Origin of the sequence: Serratia sp. HRI (assembly GCF_010119335.3) — a bacterium.
GTDB classification, from domain to species: domain Bacteria; phylum Pseudomonadota; class Gammaproteobacteria; order Enterobacterales; family Enterobacteriaceae; genus Serratia; species Serratia nevei.
In genome coordinates, this window is sequence record NZ_CP083690.1 from 4,963,125 (window position 1) to 4,982,612 (window position 19,488).

Annotated in this window: 14 protein-coding genes and 1 pseudogene; 13 read left to right on the forward strand and 2 right to left on the reverse strand. The window is 56.7% G+C overall.

The annotated features are described in order from the left end of the window. Positions 1 to 5: 5 nt before the first annotated feature. Positions 6 to 1,790 (reverse strand): nitrate/nitrite two-component system sensor histidine kinase NarX, encoded by a 1,785-nt coding sequence (gene narX / locus GF111_RS23735; protein ID WP_147191194.1) that lies wholly within the window; start codon positions 1,788 to 1,790, stop codon positions 6 to 8. A gap of 351 nt (positions 1,791 to 2,141) precedes the next feature. Between narX and GF111_RS23740 the strand changes: the two genes are divergently transcribed. After that, entirely contained in the window at positions 2,142 to 3,515 is a 1,374-nt protein-coding gene (locus tag GF111_RS23740) for a NarK family nitrate/nitrite MFS transporter (protein ID WP_224217766.1), read from the forward strand. Here GF111_RS23740 and GF111_RS23745 read toward each other — a convergent pair. Then, positions 3,478 to 3,981 (reverse strand): annotated as a pseudogene (locus tag GF111_RS23745) (IS5 family transposase); the annotation flags it as partial. The gene GF111_RS23740 and the pseudogene GF111_RS23745 sit on opposite strands and share 38 nt — an antisense overlap. Positions 3,982 to 4,809: 828 nt before the next feature. Here GF111_RS23745 and GF111_RS23755 point away from each other — a divergent pair. From GF111_RS23755 to GF111_RS23810, 12 genes are all read left to right on the forward strand, one after another. Then, positions 4,810 to 5,709 (forward strand): transcriptional regulator, encoded by a 900-nt coding sequence (locus tag GF111_RS23755; RefSeq protein WP_047730494.1) that lies wholly within the window; start codon positions 4,810 to 4,812, stop codon positions 5,707 to 5,709. Positions 5,710 to 5,890: 181 nt separating this feature from the next. Then, positions 5,891 to 6,853 carry an NAD(P)-dependent oxidoreductase gene (locus tag GF111_RS23760; RefSeq protein ID WP_047730495.1) on the forward strand — a complete coding sequence of 321 codons (963 nt, stop codon included), beginning with the start codon at positions 5,891 to 5,893 and terminating at the stop codon, positions 6,851 to 6,853. Between the two features lie 174 nt (positions 6,854 to 7,027). Next, positions 7,028 to 8,077 carry a UDP-N-acetylglucosamine--undecaprenyl-phosphate N-acetylglucosaminephosphotransferase gene (gene wecA / locus GF111_RS23765; protein ID WP_047730496.1) on the forward strand — a complete coding sequence of 350 codons (1,050 nt, stop codon included), beginning with the start codon at positions 7,028 to 7,030 and terminating at the stop codon, positions 8,075 to 8,077. A gap of 45 nt (positions 8,078 to 8,122) precedes the next feature. After that, positions 8,123 to 9,256, forward strand: coding sequence for a polysaccharide export protein (locus GF111_RS23770; protein WP_038876972.1), 1,134 nt, complete (start codon positions 8,123 to 8,125; stop codon positions 9,254 to 9,256). Positions 9,257 to 9,283: 27 nt separating this feature from the next. Beyond that, positions 9,284 to 11,464, forward strand: a complete 2,181-nt coding sequence (locus GF111_RS23775; RefSeq protein ID WP_047730498.1) for a polysaccharide biosynthesis tyrosine autokinase — start codon at positions 9,284 to 9,286, stop codon at positions 11,462 to 11,464. A gap of 4 nt (positions 11,465 to 11,468) precedes the next feature. Continuing rightward, positions 11,469 to 12,767, forward strand: coding sequence for a flippase (locus GF111_RS23780; protein ID WP_038876976.1), 1,299 nt, complete (start codon positions 11,469 to 11,471; stop codon positions 12,765 to 12,767). Then, positions 12,748 to 13,596, forward strand: coding sequence for an ATP-grasp fold amidoligase family protein (locus GF111_RS23785; RefSeq protein ID WP_038877335.1), 849 nt, complete (start codon positions 12,748 to 12,750; stop codon positions 13,594 to 13,596). The genes GF111_RS23780 and GF111_RS23785 overlap by 20 nt, the downstream gene beginning before the upstream one ends. A 6-nt stretch (positions 13,597 to 13,602) precedes the next feature. Beyond that, positions 13,603 to 14,757, forward strand: a complete 1,155-nt coding sequence (locus GF111_RS23790) for a hypothetical protein (RefSeq protein WP_060433281.1) — start codon at positions 13,603 to 13,605, stop codon at positions 14,755 to 14,757. A gap of 3 nt (positions 14,758 to 14,760) precedes the next feature. Further along, a complete protein-coding gene (locus GF111_RS23795) occupies positions 14,761 to 15,666 on the forward strand; it encodes a glycosyltransferase family A protein (RefSeq protein WP_147191346.1) in 906 nt (301 codons plus the stop codon). A 1-nt stretch (position 15,667) separates the two neighbouring features. Beyond that, the gene (locus GF111_RS23800; protein ID WP_147191347.1) at positions 15,668 to 16,723 is read left to right on the forward strand and encodes a glycosyltransferase family 4 protein; all 1,056 of its coding nucleotides are present in this window, start codon (positions 15,668 to 15,670) and stop codon (positions 16,721 to 16,723) included. Positions 16,724 to 16,730: 7 nt separating this feature from the next. After that, the gene (locus GF111_RS23805; RefSeq protein ID WP_038876984.1) at positions 16,731 to 17,474 is read left to right on the forward strand and encodes a glycosyltransferase family 2 protein; all 744 of its coding nucleotides are present in this window, start codon (positions 16,731 to 16,733) and stop codon (positions 17,472 to 17,474) included. An 11-nt stretch (positions 17,475 to 17,485) separates the two neighbouring features. Beyond that, positions 17,486 to 19,345 carry a carbohydrate binding domain-containing protein gene (locus tag GF111_RS23810; protein WP_053059911.1) on the forward strand — a complete coding sequence of 620 codons (1,860 nt, stop codon included), beginning with the start codon at positions 17,486 to 17,488 and terminating at the stop codon, positions 19,343 to 19,345. The last annotated feature ends 143 nt before the right edge of the window (positions 19,346 to 19,488 follow it).

Below are 19,488 nucleotides of genomic sequence, written 5' to 3' on the forward strand. Positions count from 1 at the left end.
CTCCGTTAGTCGATGGCGTGGTTATCCGGCGTGAAGCTGACTCGCACCTCGGTGCCGCCGCCGCTGCGCGGTAAAATGTCACAGCGGCCGTGCAGGCTCTTGGCGCGATCGCGCATGATGATCAAGCCGTAATGATCGGGGCGGGACGTCTCGGCCGGCAGGCCGCGTCCGTTGTCGCATACGCTCAGGGTCACTTCGCCCCGTTTGTTGATGACCTGAATGCTCACCTGGCTGGCGGCGGCGTGCTTCAGGATATTGCTGAGCGCCTCGCGGGCGATCTGCAGCAGGTGAATGGCCTGGTAGGCGGGCACCGTGCGCGGCCCCAGCTGATAATCGAGATGGATGGTCAGGCCCAGTTTGGGATTGAACTCCGCGACCGTCGATTGCAACGCCGCCAGCAGGCCCGGCTCGGTCAGCTGCAGGCGGAAGGTGGTCAGCAGCTCGCGCAGTTGGCGATAGGCGCCGTTCAGCTCTTCGCGCATCTGCTGCACCAGCGCCTGACTGGCGGACGAAAGCGTTTCGCCCTGCATCTGCAGGCAGGCGATCTGCATTTTCAGGCAGGAGAGCGATTGGGCGATAGAGTCGTGCAGCTCGCGGGCGATCGCCGCCCGTTCTTCCATCAGCATCAGCTGCTGCTGGTGGTCGACCTGACGCTCGATGGCCAGCACGCTGGTCAACTGCTCCACCAGGGTGTTGATCAACTGGCGGTGCTCATCGTTCAGCGGCTGTTGCGGCGCATGCTGCGCCACGATCACGCCGTAGTCGCCGAGCTTGTCGCTCAGGCTCCAGCTCAGCGACGGGTTGTCGGGATGCTGGCGGTCGCTGTCGTTCAGGCAGGCGCTGCAGACCGGATTATGGCAATGCTCCGGCCGCAGCGGCTGGTTGCCGCTCAGCTGCAGCAGCGGCTCCCGGCTGTCGTTTTCGTACAGCCGTACCTGAATGGCGCGCAGCGGCGTCAGGGTTTGCAGTTGATTGAGCAGCGGCGTCAGGCGGCTGCACAGCGGTTCGCTGGCGTGCAGCAGGCGGCTGGCGCGATAGAGGAAGCTCAGCACCTGATTCTTCTGCTGCAGGTCGGCGGTCTTCTCGGCCACGCGCTGCTCCAGCCCGCTGTAGGTGGCCGACAGCTCGTCGGACATGGTGTTCAACGCGCCGCCGAGCGACGCCATTTCATCCTGGTGGCCGCGCTGTGCGAAGCGGCGGCTAAAGTCGCCGCGGCCCACCGCCAACGCCATCTCCACCAGCTGTCGCCACGGATGCAGCAACCGGCGGCGCAGGTAGCAGGTGGTGCCGATCAGCAGCAGCAGGGTCAGCGCGATGAAACCGGCTTGCACCAGCGTCACCATCAGCAGGCGGCGCTCGGTTTGCCTGTCGATATCCGAGACCAGCTTATCCAGCAGCTGCACGAAGTGCGCCACCTGCGGCGCGGCGTCGGCCGGGCGCTGCGCGCTGCGCAGGCGAGGTTGCAGGGTCTGTTGCCAATAGTCGCGCAGGGCGTCGAAAGGTTGCGTCAGCCCTTCCTGTTCCACCGAACGCTGCAGATCGGGGCTGTTTTCGTCGCGCTCCAGTTCGCGGATCAACGTTTCATGCCGTTCATCCAGCGGCACCTGCGCCAGCAGCCGGTAGCTTTGCATACGCAGCGAGCCGGCCTTGTTGATGGCGTGCGCATTGCCCTGAATGCTCTGAGACATCCAGGCGGAAATCCCCATGCCGGCCACGTCCAGAATGCCCGACAGCAACATCAGCAGGGCGACCTGATTCACGATCGAAAGCGGGGCCAACAGGCGTTTCATAAGCACGGATTCCTGGCGTTTGGCGCCGCTGAGGCTCAGGGACGAAGGCGGCGATGGAGGTAAACAAGTAACGATTCAGCCGTATTTTTGATTATCCCTGAGCATAACCCCATACCTCGAATGAAGTACCCATTAGTTTCCGGCGGGGGGGCAGGACGATGAAAGTGATGCGAGTTTTATTTTCAATGTATTGATTTTAATTGATTTAATTTTTAGTTGTGGCGTACCCCTAAGGGGATGAGGGCGCTATTTGCGGCGCCAACTACTTGCATTCGGGTTGATATACATCAACTTTACCGCCGGGGCCGCCCCCTAGGGTGTGCGGAATGATCCCCCGTATCTGAGGTTTTTATGTCGCAACTTGCAACGCCTTCATCAAAGAAAACCGGTGCGCTGATTCAGGACTGGCGTCCTGAAGACAGCGCCTTTTGGCAGCAGCGTGGCCATCGTATTGCCACCCGCAACCTGTGGATTTCCATTCCCTGTCTGCTGCTGGCCTTCTGCGTCTGGATGCTGTTCAGCGCCGTCGCGGTCAACCTGAACAAGGTGGGCTTCACTTTCACTACCGACCAGCTGTTCCTCCTGACGGCGCTGCCGTCGGTTTCAGGCGCTATTTTACGCGTGCCGTATGCATTCGTGATCCCGCTGTTTGGCGGCCGCCGCTGGACCGCCATCAGCACCTGTTTCCTGCTGGTGCCGTGCCTGTGGTTGGGATTCGCGGTACAGGACAGCAGCACGCCGTACAGCGTGTTCGTCATCATTTCCCTGCTGTGCGGCTTCGCCGGCGCCAACTTTGCCTCCAGCATGGCCAACATCAGCTTCTTCTTCCCGAAAGCGCGTCAGGGCGGTGCGTTGGGGCTTAACGGCGGGTTGGGAAATCTGGGCGTCAGCGTTATGCAGCTGGTCGCGCCGCTGGCGATCTCTTTCAGCCTGTTCGGCCTGTTTGGCGGTACGGCGCAAAATCAGGCAGAGGGAGGCCAACTGTGGCTGGAAAACGCCGCCTGGATCTGGGTGCCGTTCCTGCTGGTGGCCACGCTGGCGGCCTGGTTCGGCATGAACGATCTGGCGGCGGCCAAGGCATCATTACGTCAGCAACTGCCGGTGCTTAAGCGCGGGCATTTGTGGATGCTGAGTTTGCTGTACCTCGCGACCTTCGGATCTTTCATCGGTTTCTCCGCCGGCTTCGCCATGCTGTCGAAGACGCAGTTCCCGGACGTGGTGATCCTGCATTACGCGTTCTTCGGGCCGTTCCTCGGGGCGCTGGCGCGACCGGTTGGCGGTGCGCTGTCTGACCGCTTCGGCGGCGTGCGGGTGACGTTGATCAACTTTGTGGTCATGGCCGTTTTCGCCGCGCTGTTGTTCCTGACCTTGCCGAGTGCGGGGGAGGGAGGTTCGTTCATCGCCTTCTACGGCATCTTTATGGTGCTGTTCCTCACTGCGGGGCTGGGCAGCGGCTCGACTTTCCAAATGATTGCCGTCATTTTCCGTAAAATCACTGTCGATCGCGTCAAAGCGGCCGGCGGCAGCGATGAAAGCGCGCAGCGTGAAGCGGTGACGGACTCTGCTGCCGCATTGGGCTTTATCTCGGCGATTGGCGCGGCCGGCGGTTTCTTCATTCCTCAGGCGTTCGGCACCTCGCTGGCGATGACCGGTTCGCCGGCGGGGGCGATGAAAGTGTTCCTGGTGTTTTATACCGCGCATTACTCCCGGTCATTCGCTGATTAGCCACTGCACGGTTACGGTCTGCATATTCACCGGGCCAGTAACCCGCACCTTTTCGGGGAGGGATAAGCGCGCTGATTTTCTTACGCCGCAGTTCATCGTGACAGAGCCGGGTGTCGTAAGCGCCGTCTGCCGATGCTGCCCTGATTTTTCTGTGAGTCTGCCGGATAAGACCCGGGAAGGCTTCTGAGTCCGTCACATTGTTCAGCGACAGGTCTGCACAGATGATTTCATGTGTGTTGCTGTCAACTGCCAGATGCAGCTTACGCCAGATACGGCGGCGTTCCTGGCCATGCTTTTTGACTTTCCACTCGCCTTCACCGAAGACCTTCAGCCCGGTGGAATCAATCACCAGATGCGCGATTTCACCCCGGGTGAACGTTTTGAAACTGACATTAACCGACTTTGCGCGCTTGCTGACACTGGTGTAATCCGGGCAGCGCAACGGAACATTCATCAGTGTAAAAATGATCCTGTGCGTGGTGATCACTTGGGCGGTGTATGGCCGCAAGAAAAAGGCCTGAGTATCAAACGGCTTTCTCTATCCCTTCCCGACAGGGGAGGGATATTTCGTTCATTCCGAGTCATCTCTTCTCTCCTCCTCAGTGAAATTTTCTGTCTTTAGGTAAAATTCTCATCCCCGATTACCGTTTTTTTCTTTTTTTATAGCACTATCTCTCAATGTCAGAATGCTTTCGCGTAAACGGATTATATTATTTGCACGGTTTTTTCTTTTTATTGAGAGTATTCCTGCATTAAATCATTAATGCCTTTCCCGCAGGTTAAATGAAATTTCCGGGAGGGTGAGGCATAATTAGTGCGATTGTTATAAGATCATCTATAGGGTTTTGTCTTAGGTGCTGCGCCCATCCAGTGGAATGAGCACCGGGGTTAAATCAGACAACTCTCATTCTGTTTTTTCCGGCTTTTTGTAGTCTATCTGGCAATCAGATTAGGTGGAAAAACAGGATGAATTCACGTGGCGGAATGAAATTTCACAATTTTATTCGATTAACAATCAAACAACACTGCTGGCTTTTTCTTTTAAAATCAATTGGGTGCTAGTTTGAATTTTACGGTAATCATGAAAGAAATCCATGTTGCCAACAGGGAAAAAGAGTCGTTTGGATAAACATAACATTCTTAATAAGGCCTAATGTAAAAAATGAAATCAGAAAATTTTTATAAAAGCCAATATCCAATGGATGCAACCTGTTGAGTTTACATTTAATTTCTTGAACATTTTTTGATATTTCTATACAAAGTGTGCAGGACAGGCACGCTAAGGAAATTAAAAGTGAATCTTGATAAAAGAATAAAGATTAGGAATCTCGATGTTCTGACTCCTGCCGGGGAGAAATTCCGTCTGCGTTGGAAGGAGTATCAAATTCTTTCGCTGCTTGTCGCCAGATCACCAGAACTGGTTACCCGAACGGAAATTATAGAAAATATCTGGAAAGGAACGTATTGTTCAGATTCAACGATAAATCAAACAATTAAATCTATTCGTCAGAAAATTAGCGATGGGGAACATACGCTTATCAGAACCATTCCTCGTTTGGGTTACAAGGTGGAAAATCAAGCCGTTTTTCACTTTATATCCGAAGATGAGGACTACGCTGACGACGATATATTAAATGACGGCAATGATATTGGCGCTGATATTCAAGCGGAACTTTCCGAAAACGAAAGTGAATCGCCTGAAATCAACGAAGAGAAAATAGATAAGCCGCGTAAATCGCCCCTTGTTGCTGCACCTGTCGCAACGATGGAATCAGCCAAAGCACCGGTGCAGGAAAAGAATCCGGCGGCAGTGCGTCGCTTTTTCAGCATGCCTGCCAGCCGCGTAGTGAAATACCTGACGGTATTCGCTTCGTTGCTGGTTATTTCACATTTTTCATATGTGCTCGGTAACCAAACTCGCCCACCGGTGATCAATGATATTCAGAACAACACGCGCGTCGTGTTGACGCTGACGCTGAATAATCCCCATACCAACAGCCCGCAAACCCTGTTCTGCCTGTACCAGGGCGAGAGCATGGAACAGGCGACCATCGAATGTGTCGATCCTAAGCAAGGGCAGCTTAAATTGCCGGTAAAATATGAGACCTCTTCTACGCCGGGTAAAGGTCGGATTAATCTCATATTGCCGAATAAAACCTTGCAATATCAAGTTGCTTACGATGTTAAAAATTAACGCTGAATGAGGTTTTATCTTTAGCGATAATTTTACATTTGATGAAATCTTTTATTTCATTATTTGTTATTTGAAAGCCAGGTTCGATTTGTCCAGTCTGGAACTCATTACCTAACGCATATTAGCGCCCTGTTTCCATTGCGGTGACAGGAATAATGAGAAACCTGCTGAGTGACAAATTATGGATAAGCGTAAAGTAGCTATTATCGGGGGTTCCGGTTTTATCGGAACACGCCTGGCGAAACGTCTCAGTGAGCGCGACGACCTGACGTTGGTCATCGTTGACAAGCAACCCAGCGCACATTTTCCGGCGCTCTATCAGTATGGCGATGTGACGCAGCCCCAGACCTTGCAAGAACCGCTGGCGGGCTGTGACGCCATCATTAATCTGGCGGCGGAGCATCAGGACAATGTCGATCCTATTTCGCTCTATTACCAGGTCAATGTCGAAGGCGCACGCCATGTCTGCATGACCGCCTCCGCATTGAATATTCGCCAAATCATTTTCACCTCCTCGGTTGCCGTTTACGGGTTCGTTGAACAGGAAACCGATGAAGGGGGGCGTTTCGAGCCCTTCAACCATTACGGCAAGTCCAAGCTCGAAGCGGAATATGTTTATGAAGCCTGGCGCAAGGCGGATAGCGCAAACAAATTGACCATCATCCGCCCGACGGTGGTTTTCGGGGAAGGCAACCGCGGCAACGTGTATAACCTGTTCCGCCAGATCGCCAGCGGCCGATTCGTGATGATTGGCAGCGGTAATAATATGAAGTCGATGGCCTACGTTGAAAATATTGCCGCGCGGCTGGAACATGCGCTGGATCAACAGTCAACGTATCAGGTCAGCAACTACGTCGATAAACCGGACTTTACGATGAATCAGTTGGTCGACGTTATTTCCTCTTCCCTGGGCAGAGAGAATAAGACGATTCGCATTCCCTATGCCGTAGGCATATGCGGCGCAACCGCCTTGGATGTTGTCAGTAAAATAAGTCGCAAAAAATTCCCAATCAGCCGCGTCAGAGTGCAGAAATTCTGCGCCAGAACGCAATTTAAAAGTAGTGTGCGGAATGATTTCGTGGCGCCGGTAGAACTTGATTCGGCAATCGAAAGAACCATTAAGCATGAGTTTTCTGAGAGATAACTTAATCGCACGCTGGCGTTATTTACCTCTTTCCGCCGAAAAGCGGATAAATCTGCATTTTTCAGGATTAATTCATGCTGACTTATATCCTGGCAGGATCAATTTTGTTTTTGTTAATAGCGCATTGGGAGCTGTAACTCAAGGGCGGTAGCGTGCTTATTCGCTGGAGGAACGATGTTATATCAACTGAGCGTGATATTTGTGCTGGCGGTCGCCTGGGTGCTTATTGCCCGCCGGGCCGCTTTGGTGGTGGGGTTGGTGGATAAGCCCAATGCGCGCAAGCAACATCTGGGGCATATTCCGCTGGTCGGCGGCATCGCCGTGTACCTGACGCTGATGCTAATGACGCTGTGGCAACCCGCCTGGCTGCCCGACAGCGCCGTCTATCTGTTGTGCGTCACGGCGCTGGTGGTGTTGGGCGTACTGGATGACCGCTTTGATCTGCCCGTGGCGCCGCGCGTCATGGTGCAGGGAGGGATCGCGCTGGCGATGATGCTGGCGGCAGGGATGCAGCTTTCCTCACTGGGCTATGTCTGGGGCCATCAGGAAGTGATGCTCGGTTATGGCGCGCTGCTGCTTACGCCGCTGGCGGTCTGGGGGGCAATCAACGCCTACAACATGGTCGACGGCATCGATGGGCAGCTGGGCGCCTTGTCCTGCGTCACCTTCGTGGCGTTGGCCATCCTGTTCGGATTGGGCGGCCGGGAAGACCTGGCGTTGTGGTGTCTGGGCCTGATCGTCGCGCTGGCAGCTTATCTGCTGTTTAACCTGAGTCTGTTCGGTGCGCGCAACAAGATCTTTATGGGAGACGCCGGCAGCATGGTGATCGGCTTTAGCGTGCTGTGGCTGGTGTTGCTGGCGACGCAGGGGCCGCAGGCGGTGATGCGCCCGGTCACCGCGCTGTGGCTGATCGCCATTCCCCTGATGGACATGGTGACTGTGATGGTGCGCCGCCTGTTGCGCCGCCAAAGCCCCTTCAAAGCGGGCCGCGATCACTTACACCATATTTTGATGCGCCGCGGGCTCAATGCGCGCCAGGCGCTGGCAATGAGCACCATGCTGGCGGTGACGCTGGCCTGCGTCGGCATTTGCAGCGAAGTGTTGAAGCTGCAGGAAAGCCTGATGCTGGTGGCGTTTCTGCTCTGTTTCTGCGGTTATTTCGCCATGCTGCGTGAACCGCGCCAGGCAACGGTACTCCGCGACAACCCCAGCGTTGGCCGATAATCCTCTCACGGGCTGCGGCAGCAGCCCGTTTATCACGGTACCTCCATGAATCTTCATTTGGCCCTTTTGATGCCGTTGGTCTGCACCTCCGCGCTGTTGAGCGGTTGTACGGTGGTCCCCGGCTCGCATTTACCGACCAGTGGAAAAGCCATCGTCGTGCAGCAGGACGACGATTTCGATTTGAATAACCAGGTACAGGTCTATCGCATGTCGCCGATGCTGCTGCAGAAAATGCGGCGCGTAGAACCGGTCGCCCGGCCGAACCCGGCGCTGGATCAGCGGTTGCAGAGTTATCAATACCGCATCGGCGTCGGCGACGTGTTGAACGTCACGGTTTGGGATCACCCCGAGTTGACCACGCCGGCCGGGCAGTACCGCAGCGCCAGCGACACCGGCAACTGGGTGCATGCGGATGGCACGATCTTTTATCCCTATATCGGGCGCGTGGCGGTGGTGGGCAAAACCGTCACCGAAGTGCGCAGCCTGATTGCCGGCCGTCTGGCGCAGTATGTGGAAAGCCCGCAGGTGGACGTCAGCATCGCCGCTTTCCGCTCGCAGAAGGCTTACGTGACCGGCGAAGTGAAAACCTCCGGCCAACAGGCGATCACCAACGTGCCGTTGACCATCCTGGACGCGATCAACGCCGCCGGCGGCCTGACGGACAACGCCGACTGGCGCAACGTAGTGCTGACCCATCAGGGCAAGGAGCGGGCTATCTCGCTGCAGGCGCTGATGCAGCGCGGCGACATCAGCCAGAACGCGCTGCTGCAGCCGGGCGACATCCTCTACATCCCGCGCAATGACGAACTGAAAGTGTTCGTGATGGGCGAGGTGGGTAAGCAAGCGACGCTGAAGATGGATCGCAGCGGCATGACCCTGACCGAAGCCCTCGGATCTTCCGAAGGGATCAGCCAGACGGTGGCGGATGCGACCGGGGTGTTCGTGATCCGGCCGAGCGGCGGTAAAACGCCGCAGCGGCTGGCGACGCTGTATCAGTTCGATCTCTCAGACGCCAGCGCGCTGGCGATGGGCGCTGAATTTCAGCTGCAACCTTACGACGTCGTGTACGTCACTGCGGCGCCGGTCGCGCGCTGGAACCGTTTGATCAGCCAGCTGGTGCCGACCATCAGCAGCTTTAACGATCTCAGCGAGGCGACCTTGCGCGTGCGCAATTGGTAACTCCGCAGGGTGAATAAGGAACAGAAGATGAAAAACAATGCGCTGTCCGTGATGGTGGCCGAACAAGATGAAAAGCTGGAGTGGGAGCGCCTGATCGGGCCGCTGTGGGATAACCGTTGGCGGATCGCCGCCGTGACCGGTTTGGCCGGCGTGCTGGGTGTCGCCTACGCCCTGCTGGCCACCCCGGTATACCAGGCCACGGCGGTGGTGCAGGTGGAGAAGCAGCTGTCCGGCGATTCGCTGCTGCGTGAAACGCTGGACAGCTCGATGGGGCAAAGTTCGGCGACGGAGGATGAGGTGACGCTGGTCAAGTCACGCTACGTGCTGGGCAAAACGGTGGACGCCCTCGGCCTGACGGTGCGCGTCAGCCCGGACTATTTCCCGGTGTTCGGCAAAGGCTTTGCCCGGCTGAGCGGCGAAAAGCCGCCGGTCCTGGACATTGCCACGCTGACGACGCCGGAGGACATGCTGGACGAAACGCTGACGCTGACGGTGCGCGACGGACAGCATTACGAATTGAGCCATGACGGCGACAAGCTGTTCAGCGGCGTGGTCGGGCAGCCGGTGGCGCAGGGCGGTTGGAACATGACCGTCTCGGCGCTGGACGCGGCGCCGGGCGCCAGCTTTACCGTGGTCAAAGTCGCGCGTCAAAAAGCGGTGGACGATCTGCGTAAATACCTGGACGTGGCGTCGGGTGGCAAGGACAGCGGCATCATGACCTTTACGCTGCCGAGCGAAGATCCGCAGAATGCCGAGGCGATGCTGAAGAACATCACCGATAACTATCTGCAGCAGAACGTGGATCGCAAAACGGAAGAGACGCAGCGTATGCTGGCGTTCCTGCAAGAGCAGCTGCCGCAAACGCAAACCTCATTGAACAACGCCGAAACCCAGCTCAATCAATTCCGCCAGCAAAACGACTCGGTGGATCTGTCGCTGGAAGCCAAATCGGTGTTGGACACGCAGGTGCAGCTCGAGGCCCAGCTCAACGAGCTGACCTTCAAGGAAGCGGAGATCTCCAAGCTCTATACCCGCGCGCACCCGGCTTACCGGGCGCTGCTGGAAAAGCGCGCCACGCTGGAGGCGGAAAAGGCGCGGCTGGGTAAACAGGTGCAGACGCTGCCGAAAATGCAGCAGGAGATCCTGCGCCTCACCCGCGACGTGCAGGTGGATCAGCAGGTTTACATGCAGCTGATGAACAAGCAGCAGGAGCTGAGCATCAGCAAGGCCGGCACGGTGGGCAACGTTCGCATCATCGACGAGGCGGAAACCGCTATCCGGCCGATTAAGCCGCAAAAGGCGTTGATCGTGCTGTTGGCGCTGCTGCTGGGCGCGGCGGGCGCCGCCTCGGTCGTGCTGTTGCGCGCGGCTTTCCATCGCGGCATCAATGACATCGATACCCTGGAGAGACGGGGCATCAACGTCTACGCCACCGTACCGCTGTCGCCGTGGCAGGTGAAGCGCAACCGCGAACAGCGTCATTTGCTGCCCAAATCCGGCGGCCGGCGCTTGCCGATCCTGGCGGTGGCCGAACCGACGGATCTGTCGGTGGAAGCGATCCGCAGCCTGCGCACCAGCCTGCATTTCGCCATGATGGAGGCCAAGAACAACATTCTGATGGTCTCCGGTGCCAGCCCGGAAAGCGGCAAGAGCTTTACCAGTACCAACCTGGCGGTGGTGGTGGCGCAGGCCGGGCAGCGGGTGCTGTTGATCGACGCCGATATGCGCAAAGGCTTTCTGCACCGCTGGCTGGCGGATGACGGGCATCAGGGCCTGTCCGACCTGCTGGTGGGCAACGTGATGGCGGAACAGGCGGTGCGGAAAACCGCCATCGCCAATCTGGACTTCGTGCCGCGCGGCCAGGTGCCGCCGAACCCGTCCGAACTGCTGATGCACCGCCGTTTCGCCGATTTTCTGCGCTGGGCCGGGCAAAACTACGATCTGGTGCTGATCGATACGCCGCCGATTCTGGCGGTGACGGATGCGGCGATCGTCGGCAATCACGCCGGCACCTCACTGCTGGTGGTGCGTTTTGAGGTCAACACCGTCAAGCAGATTGAAACCAGCATGCGCCGTTTCGAACAGAATGGGGTGGGGATCAAGGGCGTGATCCTCAACGGCATGGTGAAAAAGGCGGCAACCGACATGAGCTACTACAACTTCGCCTACCCAAGCCATCGGGAAGATCGCCCACAGGCAGGGGAATAAGCGGGTGAAGGCCATTATCACCAATGCCCTGTGGCTGATGCTCGAACGCGTTTCGCTCAGCCTGTCCGGCATCTTCGTCTCCATTTACGTTGCGCGCTATCTGGGGCCCGCGCAGTTTGGCGCGCTCAACTATCTGTTGGCGACGATTGCCATCGTGGTGCCATTGGTGCAGTTGGGCGCCGACAGCATCATTTTCAACCGCGTCGCCCGCCGACAGCCGAGCGGCATTCGCCTGATGCTGGCGTCAATACGCCTGCGCCGTTGGCTGTTCCTGGCGGTGACGCTGCCGATACTGACATGGAGCTATTTCAGCCAATCGCCCGCCAGCCAACTGATGACGTTGTTGCTGCTTGTCAGCGCCTATTTCTCGATTCAGGACGTGTACAAGATTTATTACGATGCCCGCCTGCAGTCGAAACGCAATACGCTGATCAACAACCTGGCGCTGCTGCTGTCGATCGGGCTGCGGCTGGCACTGGTGAGCGCCGCGCTGCCGCTGGTGTGGTTCGCGGTGCCCTACATCCTCAGCAGCGCCGTACCTTACCTGGCGCGCCTCTGGTTATTCCGTGGGGAAGCTGCGGCCTCGCCGCGGGTTACGCCGCGCCAGGCCGGGCGCTATGGCCGTTATTTGCTCAAGGTGGGCCTGCCGCTGGCCATCTCCAGCCTGTCGATAGTGATCTATACCCGCATCGATCAAATCATGCTGGGCAATCTGGTCGGCGAGCAGGCGGTAGGCTGGTTCAGTGCTGCCACCACCCTCAGCCAAGGCTGGGTGTTCGTGCCGATGGCGCTGATCACCTCATTGATGCCGGGCATTGCCAGCTGTCGCGATCCGTTGGAGCAGGAATACCGTATCCGGGTGCTTTATCTGGTGGTCTTGGGCCTGTCGTTGCCGGTGTTGCTGGGCCTATGGTGGTTCGCTCACCCGGCCATTGCGCTGCTGTACGGTGCCGCTTTCCAACCGGCCGCCAGCATCCTGGCTATTTGTACGCTGACCTCGCTGTTCTCGGTCATGGGGACGGTTTCGTACCGCAGCATCGTGCTGTTCGCCGGCTATCGCTTTATCGCCATCAAGATGCCGTTGGTGGCCGTGGCGAACGTGGTGATGAATCTGCTGCTGATCCCGCGCTACGGCCTGATCGGTGCGGCGGTGTCTACGCTGCTGGCGGAGTTCATTTCGTTCTTCGTGCTGAACAGTTTATTCCGTGGCGGAAAAATTACCCGACTGCAGCTGACCTGTTTTTACTGCTTGCCGCGTCTTGTCAGCAAATTAAGGAGAGAACATGTTAAACATCCTGGTTAAAAACATTTCCAAGCGCCTGCCCGATGCCTGGCACCATCAGGTTAAATACGCGCTCTATTTCAAGAAGCTGCCGCACCTGTCAAAACCGACCGGCTTCAGCGAAAAGATCATGCGTCGCAAAATTTATCCGCGCAGCATCTACACCACCTTGTCGGACAAGTTCAAGGTACGTGAATTTATCGCCGGTCTGTGGGGCGAGGAGTATCTGGTGGAACTGTATGCGCATGGCACTGAGCTCAGCTACGACATGTTCAGGCAATTGCCCAACGCCTTCGTGCTGAAGGCCAACCACGGCAGCGGTTATAACCGGTTGGTGTTCGACAAGCGGCAGGTTAGCTACGCGGAGTTGTACGATCTCAGCAACGCGTGGATGCGCAGCAACTTTTACGAGCAGAGTCGCGAAAAGCATTATCTGGATATCGAACCCTGCATCATGGTGGAGCGCCTGTTGCTGGATGGCGAGCAGGTGCCGAACGATATCAAGTTTCATTGTTTCAACGACAATCATGAAATTCGCATGTTCATCCAGGTGGATTATCAGCGTTTCGGCACTCATCGGCGCGATATTTTCGATATCGACTGGAACCGCACCGAAATCCGTATCAGCTTGCCGAATGCCGACGAACCGATGCCGCGCCCTACGCGGCTGGACGAAATGACGCGTTTGGCTCGCCAGGCAGCGCAGCAGTTCTCTTATGTCCGCGTGGATTTCTACCAGGTCGGCGAGAAGGTGTATTTCGGTGAGTTGACGTTTACGCCTGGCGCGGGGTTAAGCAAGCTGATGCCGAAAAACATTGAGCAGGAATGGGGCAGTTATTTTACTGAGTAAACACTTATGCAAAGAGTCGCCTCCAATTTTCAAATGCATGCCAACCCCGGTTATAATCAGTCGCGGGATTTAGTCAATCAATCCATCGTATTGACCTTTCTGCTGATGTTTTTCGTGAAAACTTTCCTGACCTCGGGATCGTTCAACAGCGAGCTGATTAATAAAACCGTGATGGGGCTTAATGGCCTGATGTTGCTCTATGTCGGTTATGCATTTTTTATCGCTACGCTGGCGGAAAAAGCGGTTGCGGGTTTTTTGGCTCTGTTGTTTCTGGTTAATATTGCCACCGGGCATGGGGATTATCTGTTTGGCGCGGTATTCAGCACGGCGGTGATCATTTTATTTCGCCGCATAGACATGGGACGTGGCGCTGAAATGTTTGCTGTCGCCTTTGTGGTGGCAGGGTTGCTGATGGTCATTCCCTATAGCTTTTACACCAATGGGTTTGTTTATCTTGATGAACGTTACGGCAACAGATTAACGCTGGGTTTCGATAACCCGAATACCCTGGCGTATTATTCTTTTGCCTTGTTCGCCACACTGCTGTGCCTGATCGACCATGCGAAATTAACGCGTGGAATGAAAAATATTGCGTCGTTGGCGGTATCGGCGTTAATTCTCCCGGTGCTGATGTATTCCTATTCTCGCACCTGTTTTATGCTGGCGTTGTTGATGTTATTGCTGTTTTGGCTGGCGCCGCTGCTGCGTGTCGCCCCCAATAGAAAAGTCTGCATCGTGCTGACGTTGGTTATTGTCGGCTTTCAATTCGCCAGCGTTATGCTCTGGGGCAGCAATCCGGCATTGGACGTCCTCTTGAACCAGGCGTTGACCGGGCGAGTCTGGTTCTCCTGGCAGATGTTTCAGTCGGTGGGGTTACCCAATCCGCTGTTCGGCATGAATATAGAACCTTATAAACCCGTCGATTTCTTCTTCATTGCCATGTTTTATTCGGCCGGTGGCATCGCCTCTGTCGTCATGCTTTTCTGTTATTTTCACCTGTTGGGTAACATGCGCAAGCTGAGTCGATTCATGCGCTGGGTGGTGGTGGTTTTCCTGTTAACAACGTTGACGGAAACCTATTTTTTGGTCCCGGTATTTAACGTGTCGTTATTGTTGCTTTGCCGTGGAAAAGAAATGATAAATTCTAAATTAGAGGGTTAAGAAATGGATTTCTCGATCGTGATCCCTATTTACAATAGTGCACGCTATCTGCCTAAAACTCTGAAGCGGGTTTTCAACGCTTGCCAGGGGTTCGACTATCAGGTGATTTTGGTTGATGATTGCTCTGACGAGGATGATATCAAATATATTCGCCAGATAGCAGCAACCAATAGCAACGTGATGCTGCACGAGAAAAAAAAGAAGAGCAATGCGGCGGTATCGCGTAACTTAGGCATCAAGTTGGCGCAATCGGAGATCGTGTTTTTTCTCGATTCTGATGATTACTTCACAACCAACTATATTATCCGCCGCATGAATAAACATGAAGATCGCCATATTGATATTATCTTCGGTAACTATGCGGAGGTGAGCGGCGATTCGGTACGTGACTTCAACTTCCACTACAAATCCGGCTCTTCCGGCGAAGATTTTCTTTTTCTGGAAATGGGCGATATTCGTTCATCCACCATCAGCATACGTAAAAAAAGCGATCGCCGCTTTTTATTTCCCGAGTTCCTCAATAAGCATCAGGATTGGGGTTTTTTGGTCAATGCCACCAATTTGGGCGCGCATGTGGCGCACGACGCCGGCGGAGGGGTGTTTCTCGACGCAGGGCGCTACGGGCGCATGACGGCGAAGCTTAATCTGGAGGCCAGCGATCGCTTTATCAATACCTTCCTCAGCCCCAGCGATCGGCATATCAGCGGGTTCGCCTGCAAACACCTGCTGGCCTCGCTGTATTCGGAGAACGCCCAGGCGTTCAATTATTACTCGTCGCGCATCGTGCGGCGCAGCCTGAGCGGCAAGTTCAAGATGATCAAATGGTATGGCGATTGTCTGGCGCGGTTGGGGTTGTTCTCGGTTGGCGGCCGGCTGCTGCGCAATGTGCGCCAGGGATTCAGGAGATGATATGCAACCACGCAAGGTAATCATCGTTATCGAAAATATAGCGGGCAAGGGTGGAACTGAACGGGTCGCCAGCGGTTTGGCCAATGCGCTGGCGCGTCTGCCGGGCTACGAGGTGGCGCTGTTTTCGCTGTTTGGCGAGCGGAGCTTCTTTCCGCTGGCGAACGACGTCCGGCTGCGCTGCGGCGACGGCGATTCGCTGTTCTGGCCATGGCGGCTGGCGATGGCCCTGCGGCGTGAACGTGCGGACGTGATCATTACCGTTTCCATGGGGAAACTGTCGGTGGTGGTGACGCCTTTTCTGCGTTTGTTCTGTGCCCGCAGCCGGCTGCTGTTGAGTGAACACGTCAGCTTTCACCAGTATCCGCGCGTATTTAAGTGGTTGAAGTTGCTGGTTTACCGGCTGGGTGACCGCGTGATTTTCCTGACGCGGCAAGATAGCGATGCCATCGCTCGCTGGGTGGGGGCCGGGAAATGTCGGGTGATCGAGAACGTTTCACCGTTCGGCACGCAGGCGCCGACGCCGACGCTGCAGAAAAAGGTGGCGCTGGCGGTGGGGCGATTGAGCAATCAGAAAGGCTTCGATCGTCTGATCGCGTTGTGGCGAGGAGTGGCGGCGCAGGCGCCGGATTGGCGGCTGCTGATTATTGGCGACGGTCCGGAGCGCGACGCATTGCGGCGGCAGATTGAAGACGCCGGGTTGGAGCGGCAGGTGAGCCTGCTGCCGGCCACCGCCGACGTGGCGGCCTATTATCGCCAAGCCAGCCTGTATCTGATGACTTCTCGCTATGAAGGGTTGCCGATGGTGCTGATCGAAGCCATGAGTTTCGGCCTGCCGCTGGTGGCCTACGACTGCAAGACCGGCCCGGCCGAGTTGATAGATGATGGCGTCAACGGCTATCTGGTGCCCGATGACGACGCCGCCGCCTTCAGCGAAGGGGTGATCAAACTGATGCTCGATCCGGGTTTGCGTGAGCACTTTTCTCTCGCCGCGTTAGAGAAGTCCCGTCGTTTTTCTCCCGAACGTATTTATCCCGAGTGGCAACAGCTCACCGAGTGAGGACAGAATGGAAAAGATATCCGTGATAATGCCGGCCTACAATGCGGCGAACTCTATTAAAGAGTCGATTCTAGGCGTGCTGAATCAGCGATTTACCGATTATCACCTGTATGTGATCGATGATGCGTCCACCGACGACACTGCCGAGGTGGTGCGGCCGTTTATCCACGATCGCCTCACCTACATACGCAATGAGCATAACCAGGGCGTGGCGGAAACGCGCAACATCGGCATTGAGGCGGCGAAAGGCGACTATATCGCCTTCTGCGACAGTGATGACGTATGGCTCCCCAACAAGCTGTCGCGCCAGGCGAGCATTTTGCAAACCCGCCGCTACGACGTGGTGTGTTCCCATTATTACACCTTCGAAGACGACCTGAAGTTGATCAAAAACACCCGTGGTGCGGATGAACTTATTGGCTATCAGGACATGTTGAAAAGCAACTGGATCGGCAATCTCACCGGGATTTACAACCAGAAGCGCATCGGTAAGGTGTATCAGCAAAAAGTGGGTCATGAGGACTATTTGATGTGGCTGGCGGTGCTGCAGAAGGCGCGTAACGGGCTGGCCTACTGCATTCCCGAACCGCTGGCCTGTTACCGATTGTCTACCCACTCGCTGTCGGGCAACAAAATCCGCGCCGCGGACTGGCAATGGCGGATTTACCGTCAGCATTTGGGGCTGTCTTACCAGAAATCCTGCTATCTGTTCGCCACTTACCTGTTCAACGCCGTGGTGAAAAGGAAATGACCATGAAGGGGATGTATCAGATGGCGGCTCTGGGCTGTTGCGCCTGGTGGAGCGCCTCGGCTCTGGCGCAGAGCTGCCAACCCAATCTGTTGGCCAACCCCGGCTTTGAGGAGGGGCTCAGCGGCTGGCGTGCGCAGGGCGCACAGGCCGACGGCGATGCGCACAGCGGCCGTGGCAGTCTGCGTTATGACAATGCAGATGCCGCGCAGTACCGCACCTTCAGTCAGATGCTGCGGGTTGCGCCCGGGCAGACGATCGATTTCGGCGTCTGGCTCAAGACCCATGGCGTACGCGGGCAAAGCCGCGACGGCGGCGCCGGGGTTTATCTGCAGAGCTTCGATGCGCAGGGGCGCTTTCTGGAAGGCAGCTATCCGGCAGGGGTGACCGGCGACAGCGGCTGGCGGCAGGTGAGCGCCAGCTATACCGTGCCGCCGCAGGCGGCGCGAGTCACTTTTGGCGTCTATCTGCGCAAGGGGAGCACCGGTACCGCCTGGTTTGACGACGCCTATGCGTGTGCTCGAGCGTCTACGCCGGCGCTGTATCAGCTCGGCGCGTCGGCGCAGGGGAAGGTCGACACGCTGTTGGTCACTCCGCAGCCGCAGCGTTTGCAGGTCAACAGCGAATTGCTCAATGCCGAGGGGCAGGTTGTTCACAGTAGCCGCGACCGTTATCAGGTTGAAGGGCAGCGCCGTATCGAATACCCACTGCCGACCGGCCTGGCCCAGGGGGAATACCGCCTGCGCCAGCGGGTCACCGGGCAGCAATCCCAGCCGGCACAGGACAGCGAGCTGTCTTTTCGCGTAGGGCAGCCTGCGGCCAAAGTGGCGATCGACAGCGAAGGCTTTACCCTGCGCGATGGTCAACGGCTTTTCCCGTTGGGTATTTACGCCAACGTGGCTACCGATGAGCATTTGGCGCGCATCGCATCGGCGGGATTCAACACGGTGCTGAATTATGATTATGGGGAGAAGAAAGATCCTTATGCCTTTTTCCGCAACGCACGCCAGCGCGGGCTGTTGGTTATTTACTCCGTCAAAGATCAGTACCGCGGCAGCCGCTTCGCGCCGCCCGCGCGCGGTGGTGACTACGCGGCGCTGACGGCCTGGTACGTGCAGCGCTTGCGCTCTCAGCCCAACCTGCTCGCCTGGTACATCAACGATGAGCTGGGGCCGGAATATCTCGATAAGATCGAGGAAAAAAACCTGCAAATAAAGCAGCTTGACGGCGATCATCCCACCTTCCAGGTGTTGAACAAAACCGGGGAGTTGGACGCACACTTCAACAGCAGCGACATTTTGGCGACCGACCCTTACCCGGTGGGGAACGATAGCGATCTGACGCGCACCACGCGTTATACCGCACTCACGGTGCAGGCCGCCCGCCAATCGCGCGGGGCCTGGGTGGTGATGCAAATCATGGATCACGCCGCTTATGACGCCCGCCGTAAGCCACATCCGCCGTCAGAGGCGGAAATCCGCAATCAGGCCTGGCAGGCGCTGATCGGCGGTGCCAAGGGGCTGTTGTTTTATTCCTATACCGATCTGTTTTACAAGCGTAAAACCGGCCGCTTCGACCAACGGGAGTTTGACGCCACCTGGCGCGGTGTGGCTGCCGTATCGCAGCAAATCGCCGCTTTCACCCCTTATCTGCTGACGGGAAAATCGACGCCGCTGGCGGGAAGCGATCCGCAAATGCCGGCGCGGATGTTTATTCTGGGCGATCGCGCCTTGCTGCTGGTAGCCAATCCTTACTATCGAGAGGGAAGCACCCGATTGCGCCTTCCGGCGGGCTGGCGGCAGCAGGATGGGGGGGCGGAGATCACGCTGGCGTTGCCCGCCGTGGGCACCGCGACGCTGTGGCTCCAGCGCTGAATGCGTTGAGTGAACGTCACGCGGGAGGGTTCTCCCGCGTCCTACCCCCAAATACCCCGCCTTGCCTCCCTTCCGCCAGTCTTTGTCATGACAGCCTCTTTTATTCATTTAAATTCAATCTATTAACATCACATCCCGCACCT